This is a genomic window from Mycobacterium gastri (genome assembly GCF_002102175.1).
Classification (GTDB): Bacteria; Actinomycetota; Actinomycetes; order Mycobacteriales; family Mycobacteriaceae; genus Mycobacterium; species Mycobacterium gastri.
Window position 1 is genome coordinate 56,637 of sequence record NZ_LQOX01000143.1, and the last position, 14,378, is coordinate 71,014.

General features: G+C 67.9%; 11 protein-coding genes and 1 pseudogene. 4 read left to right on the forward strand and 8 right to left on the reverse strand.

Going from position 1 to position 14,378, the window contains the following annotated elements; translation table 11 throughout:
* Positions 1 to 12: 12 nt before the first annotated feature.
* Positions 13 to 396, reverse strand: coding sequence for a hypothetical protein (locus AWC07_RS28190; protein WP_084293504.1), 384 nt, complete (start codon positions 394 to 396; stop codon positions 13 to 15).
* Positions 397 to 563: 167 nt separating this feature from the next.
* On the opposite strand from AWC07_RS28190, the gene rbpA reads away from it, so the two are divergent.
* Entirely contained in the window at positions 564 to 899 is a 336-nt protein-coding gene (gene rbpA / locus AWC07_RS23365) for an RNA polymerase-binding protein RbpA (RefSeq protein WP_023364597.1), read from the forward strand.
* On the opposite strand, the pseudogene lnt reads toward rbpA, so the two are convergent.
* The 3 genes and pseudogenes from lnt to AWC07_RS23385 form a co-directional block, all read right to left on the reverse strand.
* A pseudogene (lnt, locus tag AWC07_RS23375) lies at positions 874 to 3,507 on the reverse strand (apolipoprotein N-acyltransferase). The gene rbpA and the pseudogene lnt overlap by 26 nt on opposite strands.
* Positions 3,508 to 3,685: 178 nt before the next feature.
* Positions 3,686 to 5,293, reverse strand: coding sequence for an amidohydrolase (locus AWC07_RS23380; RefSeq protein ID WP_036412965.1), 1,608 nt, complete (start codon positions 5,291 to 5,293; stop codon positions 3,686 to 3,688).
* A 51-nt stretch (positions 5,294 to 5,344) separates the two neighbouring features.
* Positions 5,345 to 5,875 (reverse strand): FxsA family protein, encoded by a 531-nt coding sequence (locus AWC07_RS23385; protein WP_085105256.1) that lies wholly within the window; start codon positions 5,873 to 5,875, stop codon positions 5,345 to 5,347.
* 72 nt (positions 5,876 to 5,947) lie between these two features.
* Here AWC07_RS23385 and AWC07_RS23390 point away from each other — a divergent pair, with 72 nt between their 5' ends.
* A complete protein-coding gene (locus tag AWC07_RS23390) occupies positions 5,948 to 6,658 on the forward strand; it encodes a dienelactone hydrolase family protein (RefSeq protein ID WP_036418755.1) in 711 nt (236 codons plus the stop codon).
* A 10-nt stretch (positions 6,659 to 6,668) separates the two neighbouring features.
* The gene (locus AWC07_RS23395; protein ID WP_036418757.1) at positions 6,669 to 7,247 is read left to right on the forward strand and encodes a hypothetical protein; all 579 of its coding nucleotides are present in this window, start codon (positions 6,669 to 6,671) and stop codon (positions 7,245 to 7,247) included.
* A gap of 17 nt (positions 7,248 to 7,264) precedes the next feature.
* Here AWC07_RS23395 and AWC07_RS23400 read toward each other — a convergent pair whose 3' ends face one another.
* From AWC07_RS23400 to AWC07_RS23415, 4 genes are all read right to left on the reverse strand, one after another.
* Positions 7,265 to 7,660 (reverse strand): PPOX class F420-dependent oxidoreductase, encoded by a 396-nt coding sequence (locus AWC07_RS23400; protein WP_036418759.1) that lies wholly within the window; start codon positions 7,658 to 7,660, stop codon positions 7,265 to 7,267.
* A gap of 96 nt (positions 7,661 to 7,756) precedes the next feature.
* Positions 7,757 to 8,173, reverse strand: a complete 417-nt coding sequence (locus tag AWC07_RS23405; RefSeq protein WP_036418762.1) for a hypothetical protein — start codon at positions 8,171 to 8,173, stop codon at positions 7,757 to 7,759.
* 8 nt (positions 8,174 to 8,181) lie between these two features.
* Positions 8,182 to 11,757: a cobaltochelatase subunit CobN gene (gene cobN / locus AWC07_RS23410; RefSeq protein WP_036410628.1), complete on the reverse strand. Its 3,576-nt coding sequence runs from the start codon at positions 11,755 to 11,757 to the stop codon at positions 8,182 to 8,184.
* Between the two features lie 281 nt (positions 11,758 to 12,038).
* The gene (locus AWC07_RS23415) at positions 12,039 to 12,524 is read right to left on the reverse strand and encodes a hypothetical protein (protein WP_036410631.1); all 486 of its coding nucleotides are present in this window, start codon (positions 12,522 to 12,524) and stop codon (positions 12,039 to 12,041) included.
* Between the two features lie 737 nt (positions 12,525 to 13,261).
* On the opposite strand from AWC07_RS23415, the gene cobG reads away from it, so the two are divergent.
* The gene (gene cobG / locus AWC07_RS23420; protein WP_036410634.1) at positions 13,262 to 14,377 is read left to right on the forward strand and encodes a precorrin-3B synthase; all 1,116 of its coding nucleotides are present in this window, start codon (positions 13,262 to 13,264) and stop codon (positions 14,375 to 14,377) included.
* Position 14,378 lies beyond the last annotated feature (1 nt).

Below are 14,378 nucleotides of genomic sequence, written 5' to 3' on the forward strand. Positions count from 1 at the left end.
AGTGCCTAACGGCTAGACACCCACCCTGCGCCAGCCGTCGGCGGCCCTGGCCGCACGGAGCAGCTCGCCGCACAGCTCACGCAATTCGGGCGCGCCGGCCCCTTCGTCGAGGGCGGTGGCGACGTCTTCGGCCGCACATCGCATCTGGTAGATGCGGTCGGACAGATCGGCCGCTTCGTCGGCCGTCAACACCACCGCGTCGGCGGGCAGGGCCACTGCGGCCCCGGCATCACCCCGCGTCATCATGGTCCGCTGCTCATAGGCCCGCTGCCGGCACGACTGCCGGCAGTATTGGCGGCGGCGGCCCATTCCGGCATCGGTCACGTCACGTCCACACCAGCGGCATGGCTGGGGACGGGCACGTTGACGTCGGGCCGGGCTCACGCCTGCCGACATTAGTCCGCTCGGGCTCCTGATCCCGGTATCATTGATGGTCGCGGATGGTCGTGTCGCGTGCTGTCCACCAGCCCGGGAACTACGCAGCCGGCTGCGGCGTTCGCTAAAGCGGAGAGAATCACTATCCGGAGCCAACCAGCTCAACGAGTCCAGAGGAGTTAGCGTCGATGGCTGATCGTGTCTTGAGAGGCAGTCGTCTGGGAGCCGTGAGCTACGAGACCGACCGCAACCACGACCTGGCACCACGTCAGATCGCGCGGTACCGCACCGAGAACGGCGAAGAGTTCGAGGTCCCGTTCGCCGACGACGCCGAGATCCCCGGCACGTGGCTGTGCCGTAACGGCATGGAGGGCACCCTGATCGAGGGCGACCTGCCCGAACCGAAGAAGGTCAAGCCTCCGCGCACGCACTGGGACATGCTGCTGGAGCGTCGCTCCGTCGAAGAGCTCGAAGAGCTGCTCAAGGAGCGCCTTGAGATCATCCGGTCGCGTCGGCGCGGCTGATCCGGACGCTATCCGGCCGGTTGAGAGCGGTCGCGAGCGTGGGCTGCTCGACTGCGGTCACGTCTGCCCTCAACACCCCATCGGGTGACTTTGACCAGCGCCTCGCGAATGTTGGATCCGCTCATCTTTGACACGCCGATCTCGCGTTCGGTGAAGGTGATCGGAACTTCGACGACGACGAACCCGCTGTTCACGGTGCGCCAGGTCATTTCTATCTGGAAGCAATAGCCCTTGGAGTCGACGCTGTCGAGATCGATCGTCTCGAGTACTTCGCGGCGGTAAGCGCGATAGCCGGCGGTAATGTCATGGACCCCGACACCCAATGCGAGCCGCGAATAAGTGTTGGCCGTCTTGGACAGCGCCAGGCGCCGCCACGGCCAGTTACGGACCGTTCCGCCGGGCACATAGCGTGAGCCAATGGCCAGATCGGCCCCGGCGCCGACGGCGTCCAGCAGGCGGTGCAGCTGTTCGGGCGCGTGGCTGCCGTCGGCGTCCATCTCGACAAGCACCGAGTATTCGCGGCTGAGGCCCCAGGCGAACCCTTCCAGGTAGGCCGCCCCCAGACCGTTCTTGACGGTGCGATGCAAGACATGGGTGCAGCCCGGGTCGGCTTGCGCCAGTTCGTCGGCGAGCTGACCGGTGCCGTCGGGGCTGTTGTCGTCGATGATCAGCACGTGCACGTCGGGGCAGGCGTCCTTCACCCGCCGATGAATCAGCGGCAGGTTCTCCCGCTCGTTGTACGTCGGAATGATCACCAAGACACGCTGGCCGAGACGATTGCCCGGCACCTCGGCCCCAGGTTGGCCGCTGGTCATGTAGCTCCTTCAGGTCGCCCGAACTCGTGGTGGCCGCCCGCGTTGGGCGGAGTGTCTTGCGCGGTCTGCAGGCCGCCCCCGGATTCGTTCCGGAGCGCCGCTTCCGAGTCGTCGCCGTCGTCCGGGGGTCCGTCGGACTCGCCAGCTCCACGCGGGAGCCCGAACAACCGACGCCCCGGACGCGGGAACCACCCATTGTGCCGTATCGCGACCAAAACGACCGCGCCCGCCGCCCCGACCAGAATCCACTGCAGTAACGGAGCCCAGCGAGTCGCCGGCGTCAGCCTGGTCTTCAGCCGCACCTGGGTGTCCAGATAGGCGGGCTCGAAGAAGTCGGTACGGACGACCTCTGCACCGTCTGGGGCGATCACCGCGCTGATACCGGTGGTACCGGCGACCACGACGTATCGGTCGTGCTCGACGGCCCGCACCTTGCCGAATGCCAGCTGCTGCTCACTCATGGTCTGGTTGAAGGTGGCGTTGTTGCTCGGCACCGTCAGCAGCTGGGCACCGTTGAGCACGGCCTTTCGCGGGGCGCGATCGAAGATCACCTCCCAACAGGTGGACACCCCGACCGGCACGCCCGCGATGCGCACCACACCGGAACTCGTGCCGGGCACGAAATTGCCGGCGCGGCTGGCGTAGCCGGAAAGATGGCGGAAAAGCCACGGCATGGGCAGGTATTCGCCGAAGGGCTGCACGATCTCCTTGTCGTGGCGGTCCGCGGGCCCCGTTCCCGGATTCCAGACGATCACCGTGTTGGTGAACTCCGGGTCCTGTTGCAGTCGACCCGGCGCGTCGAGCACGGTGCCGACCAGGATCGGCGCGCCGATCGCCGCAGCCGCCCGGGATATCTGCTGGGCAGCGTCGGGATTGACCAACGGATCGATGTCCGACGAATCCTCGGGCCAGACGACGAATTGCGGTCGCGGGGCACTGCCCGCACGGACATCCTCGGCCAGTCGCAGTGTCTCCTGCACATGGTTGTCCAGGACCGCTCGCCGCTGCGCATTGAAATCCAGACCCAGACGCGGCACATTGCCCTGAATGACCGCGACGGTGACTGCCGGTTCGCCGCCCGCTCCCGCGCCGGCGTGCCGCACCTGCGGCCACACGATGACGGCGGTCAACAACACCAGGCAGATGCACACACCCGGCAGCACCACCGCCGGCGGCGCCGCCGTTTCGGCCGGCCCGGATTTGCCGCCGGTCCGCCACCACATCTCGATTTCCAGCGCGATCGCGGTCACACTGCAGCCCACCAGCACGATCCCCGCGGACAGCAGCGCGACACCTCCCAGCTGGACCAAGGGCAGCAGCGGACCCTCGGTCTGACCGAACGCCACCGACCCCCAGGGAAAACCACCGAACGGCATGATCGACTTCAGCCACTCCTGCGCCGCCCACAGCACCGCAAACCAGATCGGCCAACCGGGCAGCCCGCGGACCACGACGGCCAATAACCCGAAAAGACCCGGGAACAGCGCGGACACCGTCGCCAACACCAGCCAGGGCATCGGTCCCACCAGCGAGCCGATCCACGGCAACAACGGCACATAGAACGCCAGACCGAACAGCAAGCCGTAGCCCAGCCCACCTACCGGCGTGGTTGCCCGGTGCATCAGCACCCAGGTCAGCAGCGCGACCGCGACAATGGCCGCCCACCACCAGTTGATCGGCGGGAAGCTGGCATACAGCAACAAACCGGCCCCGACACAGACCAGCAGACGCGGCAGACGCGGCCGGACCGCGGCCCACAGCCCCGGTAGCCGCGTCACCGCCCCGGTGCCCATCGCCCACAGGCGCCGACGGGCCGCGGCGCTGAGCCGAATGGTCGCCGTCGAGGTGCCGGCGTCCAGCGCGGACTCTTGCGGATAGGTGGGATCGGCGGCCATCTCGGCGTCAGGCACCTCAACCGCCGAATCGACCTCGCTGCGGTCGAGGTTCGGCACCTTGCGGCCGGGCCATCCCCTAGCCATAGATGACCGCACCCCGATGCACGGTTTGACGACAGCGCGGCAACGCGTCCTGCGGACCCAGCCGAGGTAGCGCCGGCACCCGGGACCGCGGATCGGTAGACCAACGCTGAACGGCGTCACGCGGCGCACTGACGTCCAGAACATTGACGTCGTCCCACACGGCGTACGAGGCCGGCGCGCCCGGCACCAAGGTGCCGGTCTGCCCATCGCGGACACCGCCGGCCCGCCATCCCCCGCGGGTTGCCGCGGCGAACGCCGCCCGCGCCGACACGGCGCTGCCCGGGGTGCGGTGGTTGACCGCCGCAGCCACGCTCGCCCACGGGTCGAAGCCGGTTACCGGCGCGTCGGAACCAAGGGCGAGTGGCACGCCTTGGGATGCTAACAGCGCAAGCGGGTTGAGCCGGCACCCTCGATCCCGCCCGAGGCGCTGGGCGTACATCCCGTCGACGCCGCCCCAGAGTGCGTCGAAATTGGGCTGCACGCTGGCGATGACACCCCAGGTGCCCAACTTGGCGGCCTGATCGGCAGTGACCATCTCCACGTGCTCCAGACGGTGTCCGCACCGGGCGACCGCGACCACGCCGAGGTCCTGCACGACCCGTTCGAAGGCTGCGACGACCGCCGACACGGCGGCATCGCCGATGACGTGGAAACCGGCGGTCACCTGCGCGGCGGTGCACGCCCGCAGATGCGCTTCGATGGCGTCTGAGTCGAGGTGACAGGTTCCGGTGCAGCCGGGCGCGTCCGCGTACGGCTCATCCAGCCAGGCGGTGCGCGACCCGAGTGCGCCGTCGACGAAAAGGTCACCGGCCAACCCGTGGGCTCCGGTCTGCTCGATCAACCTTCGGGCCTGGGTCGGTGTGGTCACTGCCTCACCCCAGTAACCGATCACTTCGACGCCCTGTCGGAGAGAGCGCAGCGCCAGCCAGTCGTCGAGCCCGCCGATTTGCGGGCCGGCGCACTCGTGCACGGCGACGACGCCGGACGCGGCCAGGGCCTGCATCGCCGCGGCCCGGGCTTCGGCCAGCTGCGCGTCGGTCAGCAGGTCGCGGGCCGCGGCCCGGACCAGGTGGTGAGCATCCCCGGTCAACGGCTGCTGTGCGGCGAAACCCGCGGTGGCCGGTAGTTCGGGGACCAACCGCCGCAACGCCGACGAGGCCAGCGCCGAATGCACGTCCACCCGGGCCAGGTAGGCGGGCCGACCGTCGAGCACGGCGTCCAGGTCCGCGGTGCTGGGCGCGGTTTTTTCGGGCCAGGCCGACTCGTCCCAGCCGTGTCCCCAGACCGGCCGGCCGGGGTGCGCCGCGGCGTAGTCGCCAACCATGCGCAGGCATTGCGCGCGTGAGGTCGCGGAACGCACGTCCAGCCCGCTGAGCGTCAGACCGGTCGCGCTCAGGTGGATGTGGCTGTCCACGAATCCGGGCGCGACGAATGCGCCATCGAGGTCCTGAACTTCGACATCCGGGAACTGGTCGCGCGCGACATCGTCGCTGCCCAGCCACGCGACGATGTCGCCGCGCACCACCATGGCGGTGGCGTCGGGGTGGGTCGGGCTGTAGATCCGGCCGTTGACCAGCAGCTTGGAGGGAATCTGCGTCACACCGCAAAACTACGTGGGAAGTCCAACACCTAGTTCTGTCCTAGCTCTGTCCTAGGTCCAGGTCGGGGCTTGGTCGGGAATGCGAGCCTGCGGCAAGGTCGGTGGTTCTCCGTCGATGACGTCGATGACCTCGCCATCGATGAAGTCACGCTGATCGGGTTGCTCGCGGCGGGTGAACGCGCCGGCCATGCCGGCGGCCGCGGTCGCCGTCAACGGCACCCGCCGCAGGATCCCGCGCAGCGCGATCGCGGTCAGCCCGGGGCCGGCGGCCGCCCGGATCGGCGGCGCCAGCAGCAACAACCCCACAGCGGTGCTGACCAGCCCGGGAACCAGGACCAAACCGGTGGCGACGGCAACCAGGGCGCCGTCGCTCAACGCGCGGTGCGGTTCCTGCACGCCGGACCGCAACTGCATGAGGTGCCGCCCGAGCTGCCACCCGCCCATCGGAGCCCACAGGACCAACCCGAGGACGAAGGTGGCCAGCAGCACCACCAGGGCCCAGCCGAACCCGATGGCCGCCGCCAATCCGATGAAGGCCATGAGCTCGACGACGGCGTAAACGAGAAGCAGCCGACCTAGCATGTGATGCCAACGTCTGCGGGCGGCGCCCGAGTTCCGCAAGCGGTCGCGTCACGGCTGCAGTTAGATGACGCTATGACCACGATCGACATCGACACCCCGGCCGGACCGATCGACGCGCTGCTGAGCGTTCCCGCAGGAGAAGGTCCGTGGCCGGGCGTGGTCGTCGTACATGACGCGGTCGGGTATGCCCCGGACAACGAGTCGATTTCCCAGCGCATCGCCCAAGCGGGTTATGTGGCGCTGACCCCGAATATGTACGCCCGCGGCGGCCGCGCCCGGTGTATCACCCGAGTCTTTCGCGAGCTGCTGACCAAACGCGGTCGTGCCCTCGACGACATTCTGGCTGCCCGTGATCACCTGCTGGCCATGGCCGAATGTTCCGGCCAGGTGGGCATCGCGGGCTTCTGCATGGGTGGCGGGTTCGCGCTCATTTTGTCGCCCAGAGGCTTTGGCGCCTCGGCGCCGTTCTACGGCACACCGCTGCCCCGCCATCTCAGCGAGACCCTCGAAGGGGCATGCCCGATCGTCGCGAGTTTCGGCGGCCGGGACCCGCTGGGGGTGGGCGCTGCCGACCGATTGCGCACCGTCATCCAGGCAAAAAGGATCACCGCGGACATCAAGGTCTATCCGGGGGCCGGGCACAGCTTCGCCAACAAACTTCCCGGTCAACCGCTGATTCGGGTTGCGGGATTCGGCTACAACGAGACCGCGACCGAAGATGCGTGGCGCCGGGTGTTTGCGTTCTTCGGCGAGCACCTGAGTAGCGGAGCCGACGGGCAGTGAGGACCCGACGATGCATGCTGGGCTGAAGAGCGCATCCACGGTATTCGCGGTGTTGGGGGTTCTGGCCGGAACGGGTGTGCTGACGCGTGGCGCGCCGGCGTCGGCCCCGACGTCCACGCTCGTGACGGGTATCGCAACCACCGAGGCTGCCGCTGAGCCGTTTACCCCGACCGAACAGCAGATTGTCCGGCTTTTGCCGCCTGGCTACTCGGCCGGTTCGTGCACGCGAGCCACCAACCCGTTTCCTGCTGCCATCGCCAGCCTGGACTGCACCGACGACCGGCAGTCAGACACGCCTGACTATGCCCGCTTCACGCTGTACGACAATGTCGACTCGTTGACCGCCGATTTCTATGCGACCGCCGAAAGCATGGCGGTGTCACCGTGTCCCGGGGGCAACGCCTCGCCCGGCAACTGGACTTACGGATCGAGCCCCGGCGGTGCCGGCGGCAAGATCGTGTGCGGCAGCATCGAGGACCGTGCTGATCTCGCCTGGACCCGCGACGCCCAGCTGCTGCTGGCCACGGTCAACGGCGGAGGCAGCCTCAACGACCTGTACCGGTGGTGGTTGCGCTATGGCGGCTCTTGAGCTCCCGTCGGCGGTGACTAGGCGCCAGCCACTCTGAGCTCCAGTCCGACGTTGTTTTCCATGCCGCCGCGCAGCTTGCTGACAAAGTTGAAGACCTTGCCGAGGATGCCGTACCGCTTGGCGATCGCGTCGTAGACGGCGCCGGTCTGCGAATCGTCGAGGATGGCCGCGGTGCCCTCGACGGCCTCGCTCTTCGGGCGACCGCGCACGTCGCAGATGGCCATCGTTACTCGCGGGGTATTGCGAATTCGCTTGACTTTCCACGCTTTTTTCTCGGTGATGACCAGCAGCCGGTCACCGCGGTTCTTGTCCCAGGCGGCCCAGATGGGGGTCGGCTTGGCCCGGCCGTCTTTGGTGAAGGTGGTCAGCAGGATGTACTGCGCCTTGGCAAGGTCGGCGAAGGTGGGCGTCACGGTGTCAACTTAGCGCTGAGCAGACGCGGAATCGCACGCGGAAGGCATTCCGCGTGCGATTCCGCGTCTGCTCGCCGGCGCTTCCGTAGCCTGACATCACGGGACCACCCGGTCCTGTCTGACGTCGACGATCAGGTCGCCGGAGAAACCCCGAGTCGAGCCGGGCTCGACTCGGACAAATCTGTCCTCGCCTTGGTAGTCGCGGACGGTCAGCGCGACAGCAACTTTCGCACCCGCCACCACCGCCAGAATGTTGCGCACCGGCAGCCCCTGCGACGGGGTGCCCTCGCCGACCAGGCTCATCGACGGCGTGCCCACCCATGGGTACGGTGCGAAACACGAGCGGTCTATCAGGTCTGTCAGTGGCTCCGGGCAGCCCACCTCCCAGTGCGCACCCGCCGCGGGGGCAGAAGTCGGGCCGGGGTCGGCCCAGGCCGGCGCCGACGTCCATCCGAGGGCACCGGCGGCCAGGGCAGCAGCCGCCGTGGTGAGCCGGAAAAGGCGTGTCCTCATCGGATGGCTCAACCCTCCAAGTCACCTTCGGTGTCCAGCAAAACCTGACGCAATCCGTCGAGGGTATCCGGTTGCGGCTGGGCCCACATGCCGCGACCGGCCGCCTCCAGCAGGCGTTCGGCCATCCCATGCAGCGCCCACGGGTTGGACTCCGCCATGAACTTGCGGTTCTCGGCATCCAGCACATAGCTCTGGGTGAGCTGCTCGTACATCCAGTCGGCCATCACCCCGGCCGTCGCGTCGTATCCGAAGAGATAGTCGACGGTGGCGGCCATCTCGAATGCGCCCTTGTAGCCGTGGCGGCGCATCGCGGCCATCCACCGGGGATTGACCACCCGGGCCCGAAACACCCGGGTGGTCTCCTCCGACAGCGTGCGGGTGCGGATCGCGTCGGGCCGGGTGTTGTCGCCGATGTAGGCGGCGGGCGCGTGGCCGGTCAACGCGCGCACGGTGGCCACCATGCCGCCGTGGTACTGGAAGTAGTCGTCGGAGTCGGCGATGTCGTGTTCGCGGGTATCGGTGTTTTTGGCGGCCACCGCGATGCGCCGGTACTGGCGGTTCATGTCGTCTACGGCTTCGCGACCGTCGAGGTCGCGTCCGTAGGCGAAGCCGCCCCACGCGGTGTACACCTGGGCCAGGTCCGCGTCGTCTCGCCAATTGCGGCTGTCGATAAGCTGCAGCAGCCCGGCACCATAGGTTCCCGGTTTGGAGCCGAAAATCCTTGTGGTGGCGCGACGTTGGTCGCCATGTTGGGCCAGGTCGGCTTGGGCATGGGCGCGCACGTAATTCATGTCGGTGGGTTCGTCAAGATCGGCGACCAACCGGACCGCGTCGTCGAGCATCGTCACCACGTGCGGGAAGGCGTCCCGGAAGAATCCGGAAATGCGTACCGTCACATCGATCCGGGGCCGGCCCAGCTCGGTCAGCGGGATAGCGGTGAGATCCACCACGCGCCGCGACGCGTCGTCCCAGACCGGCCGAACACCCAGCAGGGCAAGCACTTCGGCGATGTCGTCGCCGGCGGTGCGCATCGCCGAGGTGCCCCACACCGACAGGCCCACCGACTGCGGCCACCGGCCATGGTCATCGCGGTACCGGGCCAGCAGTGAATCAGCCAGGGCCACACCGGCTTCCCAGGCCAGCCGCGACGGCACTGCCTTCGGGTCGACGGAGTAGAAGTTGCGACCGGTGGGCAACACGTTGATCAGACCGCGCAGCGGTGACCCCGACGGGCCGGCCGGGATGAACCGGCCGTCCAAAGCCCTCAATACCTGCTCGATTTCGGAAGTGGTGCCGGCGAGCCGCGGCACCACTTCGGTTGCGGCGAAACGTAGTACCGCCGCGACGTCGGCGTTGTCCGTGAGATGATTCGCGGCGGCCGGGTCCCAGCCGGTGGCTTGCAGCGCGGCGACCAGCTTCCGGGCGGCTGCCTCGGCCTGGTCGACCGAGGCGCGCTCGTCGGTGCCGTCGTCGGCCAGCCCGAGCGCCTGTCGCAGGCCGGGCAGCGCCTGCTCGCCGCCGAACAGCTGGCGGGCCCGCAGGATGGCCAGCACCAGGTCGAGTTCTTGTTCGCCGGAAGGCTTTTGGCCCAAGATGTGCAGGCCGTCACGGATTTGGACGTCCTTGATCTCGCACAGCCAGCCGTCGACGTGCAGCAGCATGTCGTCGAACGAATCTTCGGGCGGCCGCTCGGTCAGCCCCAGATCGTGGTCCATCTTGGCGGCCCGGATCAGCGTCCAGATCTGCTGACGGATGGCGGGTAGTTTTCCGGGGTCCAGCGTGGCCACGCTAGCGTGCTCGTCGAGTAGTTGCTCCAAACGCGCTATGTCACCGTAGGTTTCGGCGCGCGCCATGGGTGGGATCAGGTGGTCGACGAGTACGGCGTGCGCTCGTCTTTTCGCCTGGGTGCCCTCGCCGGGATCGTTGACCAGAAACGGGTAGATCAGCGGCAGGTTGCCCAGCGCCGCGTCGGACCCGCAGGCCGCCGACAGGCCTAATGTCTTTCCCGGCAGCCACTCCAGGTTTCCGTGTTTGCCCAGGTGTACCACGGCGTGCGCCCCGAATCCCGCCTCCAGCCAGCGGTAGGCGGCCAGATAGTGATGGCTGGGCGGCAAATCCGGGTCGTGGTAGATCGCGACGGGATTGTCCCCGAAGCCGCGCGGCGGCTGCACCATCAGCATCAGATTGCCGGATCGTATACCGGCAAAGACGATTTCGCCGTCCGGATCATTGGTGCGGTCGACGAACAACTCCCCCGGCGGCGGCCCCCAATGGTGTGTCACGGGCTCGGTCAGCTCGGCGGGCAGCGTGCCGAACCAAGCGCGATAGTCCTTGGCGGACACTCGGATCGGGTTGCCGGACAATTGCCCCTCGGTGAGCCAATCGGGGTCTTGGCCGCCGCGTTCGATCAGCGCATGGATCAGGGCGTCGCCGTCGTTTGACTCGACACCGGGCAGGTCGCCCAGCTGGTAGCCGCGCTCGCGCATCGCCTGCAACAAGGCGACCGCGCTGGCCGGGGTGTCCAATCCGACCGCGTTGCCGATCCGGCCGTGTTTGGTCGGGTAGGCGGAAAACACCACGGCCACCCGCTTATCGGCGGGTGCGACGTAGCGCAGCCGCGCATGGCGGACCGCCAGACCGGCGACCCGCGCGCAGCGCTCGGGATCGGCGACATAGGAGATCAATCCGTCGTCGTCGATCTCCTTGAACGAGAACGGGACCGTGATGATCCGACCGTCGAACTCAGGCACCGCCACCTGGCTGGCGACGTCGAGGGGGCTAAGTCCGTCGTCGTTGTCGCACCACTGGTCCCGGGCGCTGGTCAAGCACAGGCCTTGCAGGATCGGGATATCCAGGGCGGCAAGGTGTTCGACGCTCCAGCTGTCGTCATCGCCGCCGGCTGAGGCGGCAGCGGGCTTGACTCCCCCGGCGGCCAGCACGGTGACCACCATGGCGTCGGCGTCGGCAAGTCTGTCGAGCAGTTCCGGTTCGGCGGTGCGCAGCGACGCGCAATACACCGGCAGCGCCCGACCACCCGCGTCCTCGATGGCCCGGCATAGCGCCTCGACATATGCGGTGTTTCCGGCCAGGTGTTGCGCGCGGTAGAACAGCACCGCGATCGTCGGGCCGTCGACCTTGGAGCCGTCAGCGCGGGCCAGTTCGCCCCAGGTGGGCGTCACCAGCGGCGGGGTGAAGCCATAGCCCGTCATCAGCACCGTGTCCGACAGGAAGGCGTGCAGCTGCCGCAGGTTGTCCACACCGCCGTGGGCCAGGTAGATGTGCGCCTGCACCACCGTGCCGGCGGCAACCGTGGACAGGTCGGTCAACTCGGCGTCGGCGGCCTGCTCACCACTGACCAGCACGGCCGGCACCCCACTGGCGATCACCACGTCGATGCCGCGCTGCCAGGCGCGGTAGCCACCCAGGATCCGCACCACCACGATCGAGGCGCCGGACAGCAACTCGGGCAGCTCGTCGTCGGACAACCGCGACGGGTTGGCCCGCCGATAGTCCTTGCCGCTGGAGCGCGCGCTGATCAGGTCGGTGTCGGACGTCGACAACAGCAGGACGGTCGGCTCGGCCACTCACCATTCGTACCGCAAACCCGTAAGACCGTCCCGGGGCGGGTCGCGTAACCAACTCCGCGGTCAGCGCAAAGGTGGCTTTCGGTCGATGGCAGATCTTTCGGTATCGGCGGCGGCTGCGGGATTGGAGGCGACAAAGCGCCCATCCTGCACGGTTTCTCGAATTGCCAGCCGACCGCAGTCGGATTCCAGTGCAGAGCAGTCGATTTCGCCGCCCCGATGCAGGTGACGCAACCGTCGTTGCGGTCATCACCGCACGGACGCGCAACCAAAAAGGGCCGTCAGCCCTTATCGCGCCACCACTGATACAGACTGGCACTGTCTTTGCCCTCGACAACGGCGAGCCGGAGTTTGGCATTGTCGGTCCAGATGACCGCATAGTTGCCCTCGACGGAAGTGCCGCACTCGACCTGACCGGCGGTCTGGTTGGAGTTGCGGTAACTCCATGTGCCGGGAGAAGCGCCGCCGCCCGGACACGACGATGCCACAGCGTATCCGCTTCTGCCGGGTCCCTGGCGGAACTCCGTTGCCAGGTCGCTGCCGCTCCCATAGAGAAGGAACACGCCGTAGGAAGGTCCGCCCGGGTCGGTGCTTTGGCCGCACATCACCCTTTCGAGCGAACCTTCCACCGGGTCTTTCTCCTGGCAGTTAGTCGAGGAGAAGCCCTGCGGGAGCATGTCCATCAGCTTGCCCGACGGCGCTGCGGCGCAATCGGCTGTGGAGCCGAGAACAGCAGCAGCACCGCTGCACGCGGCAATCGTGATCAACCTGGCAGCGCCAGTGCAAAGAGACATCTCCGACTCCTATGGGCGCAGTGACTGAGGCTGTCGGTCAGCAACGGCTCCGAGCGCACCGCATGCCTCACCGCCTCAGTGGCAAACGATATCGCCGCCCGGCTGATCACAACGGCGGTTCCGCCAAATGTCCGGCCGCACGCGGCCCGAAGACCTGGCAAGGCCAGCGGCCCGCGCTACCACTCGCCGATCACCGCAGGGAGATGTCGTCTTGATTGCTTTCTCCCGGCGGTGCCGCCTTCGATGGACTTCCGGATCTCGGCTCAACTGCTTATGCCGCAACGGTTTCCGAGGCGCCGGGGCTACCAGCGAATGGACAGCCGCCGAGGCGGCCAACGCCTCGCCGTTGCAGACCGTGGTGCAAGACCTTTTGGGCGTGATCAATGCCCCCGGCGGGGCTGCCGGAACAGGGGGAGCCGGCGATCCGGGCACCGCCATCCTCACCGCCCCCGGTCCGGCCGGTTCCAGCTACACCTTCAGCATCCTCAACAACACCGCCGGATCCGCTAACGTCTCCTCCAACTGCGGTGCTAGCCTCGGGCGCCACGACCACGACGACGGTTGCGGTATCCGCGACCTCGGCCACCGGGTCGGCCGGCAAGGTCGTCTCGCTCGACCACGGTCACCGGCCGTCACCGTCCGCATGGATCACGAGGGTGCCCAGCCGACGGGGGATCCAATCGTGATTGCCGGGGCCGTACCGTGGACGGGTGGTCAGGTCTCGCGACACCGACGCGTGCCCGGGCGCGCTGCAGGTGCACCAGGCCGCCGACGGAGCGCTGGTGCGGGTGCGGTTGCCGGGCGGATTGGTTACCGCGGCTCAAATGGGCGCGCTGGCGCGGGTTGCCACCGGCTTTGGCTCGGCAACGCTGGAGCTGACGTCGCGCGGCAACGTGCAGTTGCGCGGTGTCACCTACGTGGCAACGGTCGCCGAAGCGATCGCCAAGGCGGGCCTGTTGCCGTCGCCGACGCATGAGCGGGTCCGCAACATCGTCGCGTCACCGTTGTCGGGGCGAGTGGGCGGAAACACCGACATCCGGGACTGGGTCGACGAGCTGGACGCCGCGATTTGCGCCGAACCCCGGCTTGCCGGCCTGGGCGGCCGGTTCTGGTTCAGTCTGGACGACGGTCGCGCCGACGTCTCGGGTCTGGCTGCCGACGTCGGCGTCCACGTATTCGACGACGGCTACGCCTTGACGCTGGCGGGCCGCGACACCGGAATCCGGGTCAGCGATGTCACCGCGACACTGGTCCGGGTCGCGCTGAGGTTCATCGAGATCCGCGGAAAGCATTGGCGGATAACCGAATTTGCTGACTTGGGTGACTTGGGTGCCCTGCTCCCCGGAGCGCAACCCGGTGCTGCCTTTTCGCCGGTCACCACACCGCCGGTGGGCTGGATACCCCAGGACGACGGCCGCGTCACGTTGGGCGCCGCCGTTCCGCTGGGGGTCTTGCCCGCTCGCGTCGCCGACTGCGTGGCCGCGATCGAGGCCCCCCTGGTCATCACGCCATGGCGGTCACTGCTGATATGCGATCTCGACGAAGCCGTTGCCGACGCCGCGCTACGGGTGCTGGCGCCACTGGGCCTGGTGTTCGACGAGACCTCGCCCTGGCTACGGGTCAGCGCCTGCACCGGCAGCCCCGGGTGTGCGCACTCGGTCGCCGACGTCCGGGCCGACGCGGCTGATGCGCTGGACGCGGACACCGCCGTGCACCGCCACTTCGTCGGCTGCGAACGGGCTTGCGGCAGCCCGTTGTCCGGTGAGGTGCTGGTCGCCACCGGCGACGGATACCGCGCACTGCGGAACAACGACGTCTTAGGGTGAG

Coding starts and splice junctions, on each gene's coding strand:
- AWC07_RS28190 (WP_084293504.1), bottom strand. CDS start 396: ATGTCGGCAGGCGTGAGCCCGGCCCGACGTCAACGTGCCCGTCCCCAG.
- rbpA (WP_023364597.1), top strand. CDS start 564: ATGGCTGATCGTGTCTTGAGAGGCAGTCGTCTGGGAGCCGTGAGCTAC.
- AWC07_RS23385 (WP_085105256.1), bottom strand. CDS start 5,875: ATGCTAGGTCGGCTGCTTCTCGTTTACGCCGTCGTCGAGCTCATGGCC.
- AWC07_RS23390 (WP_036418755.1), top strand. CDS start 5,948: ATGACCACGATCGACATCGACACCCCGGCCGGACCGATCGACGCGCTG.
- AWC07_RS23395 (WP_036418757.1), top strand. CDS start 6,669: ATGCATGCTGGGCTGAAGAGCGCATCCACGGTATTCGCGGTGTTGGGG.
- AWC07_RS23405 (WP_036418762.1), bottom strand. CDS start 8,173: ATGAGGACACGCCTTTTCCGGCTCACCACGGCGGCTGCTGCCCTGGCC.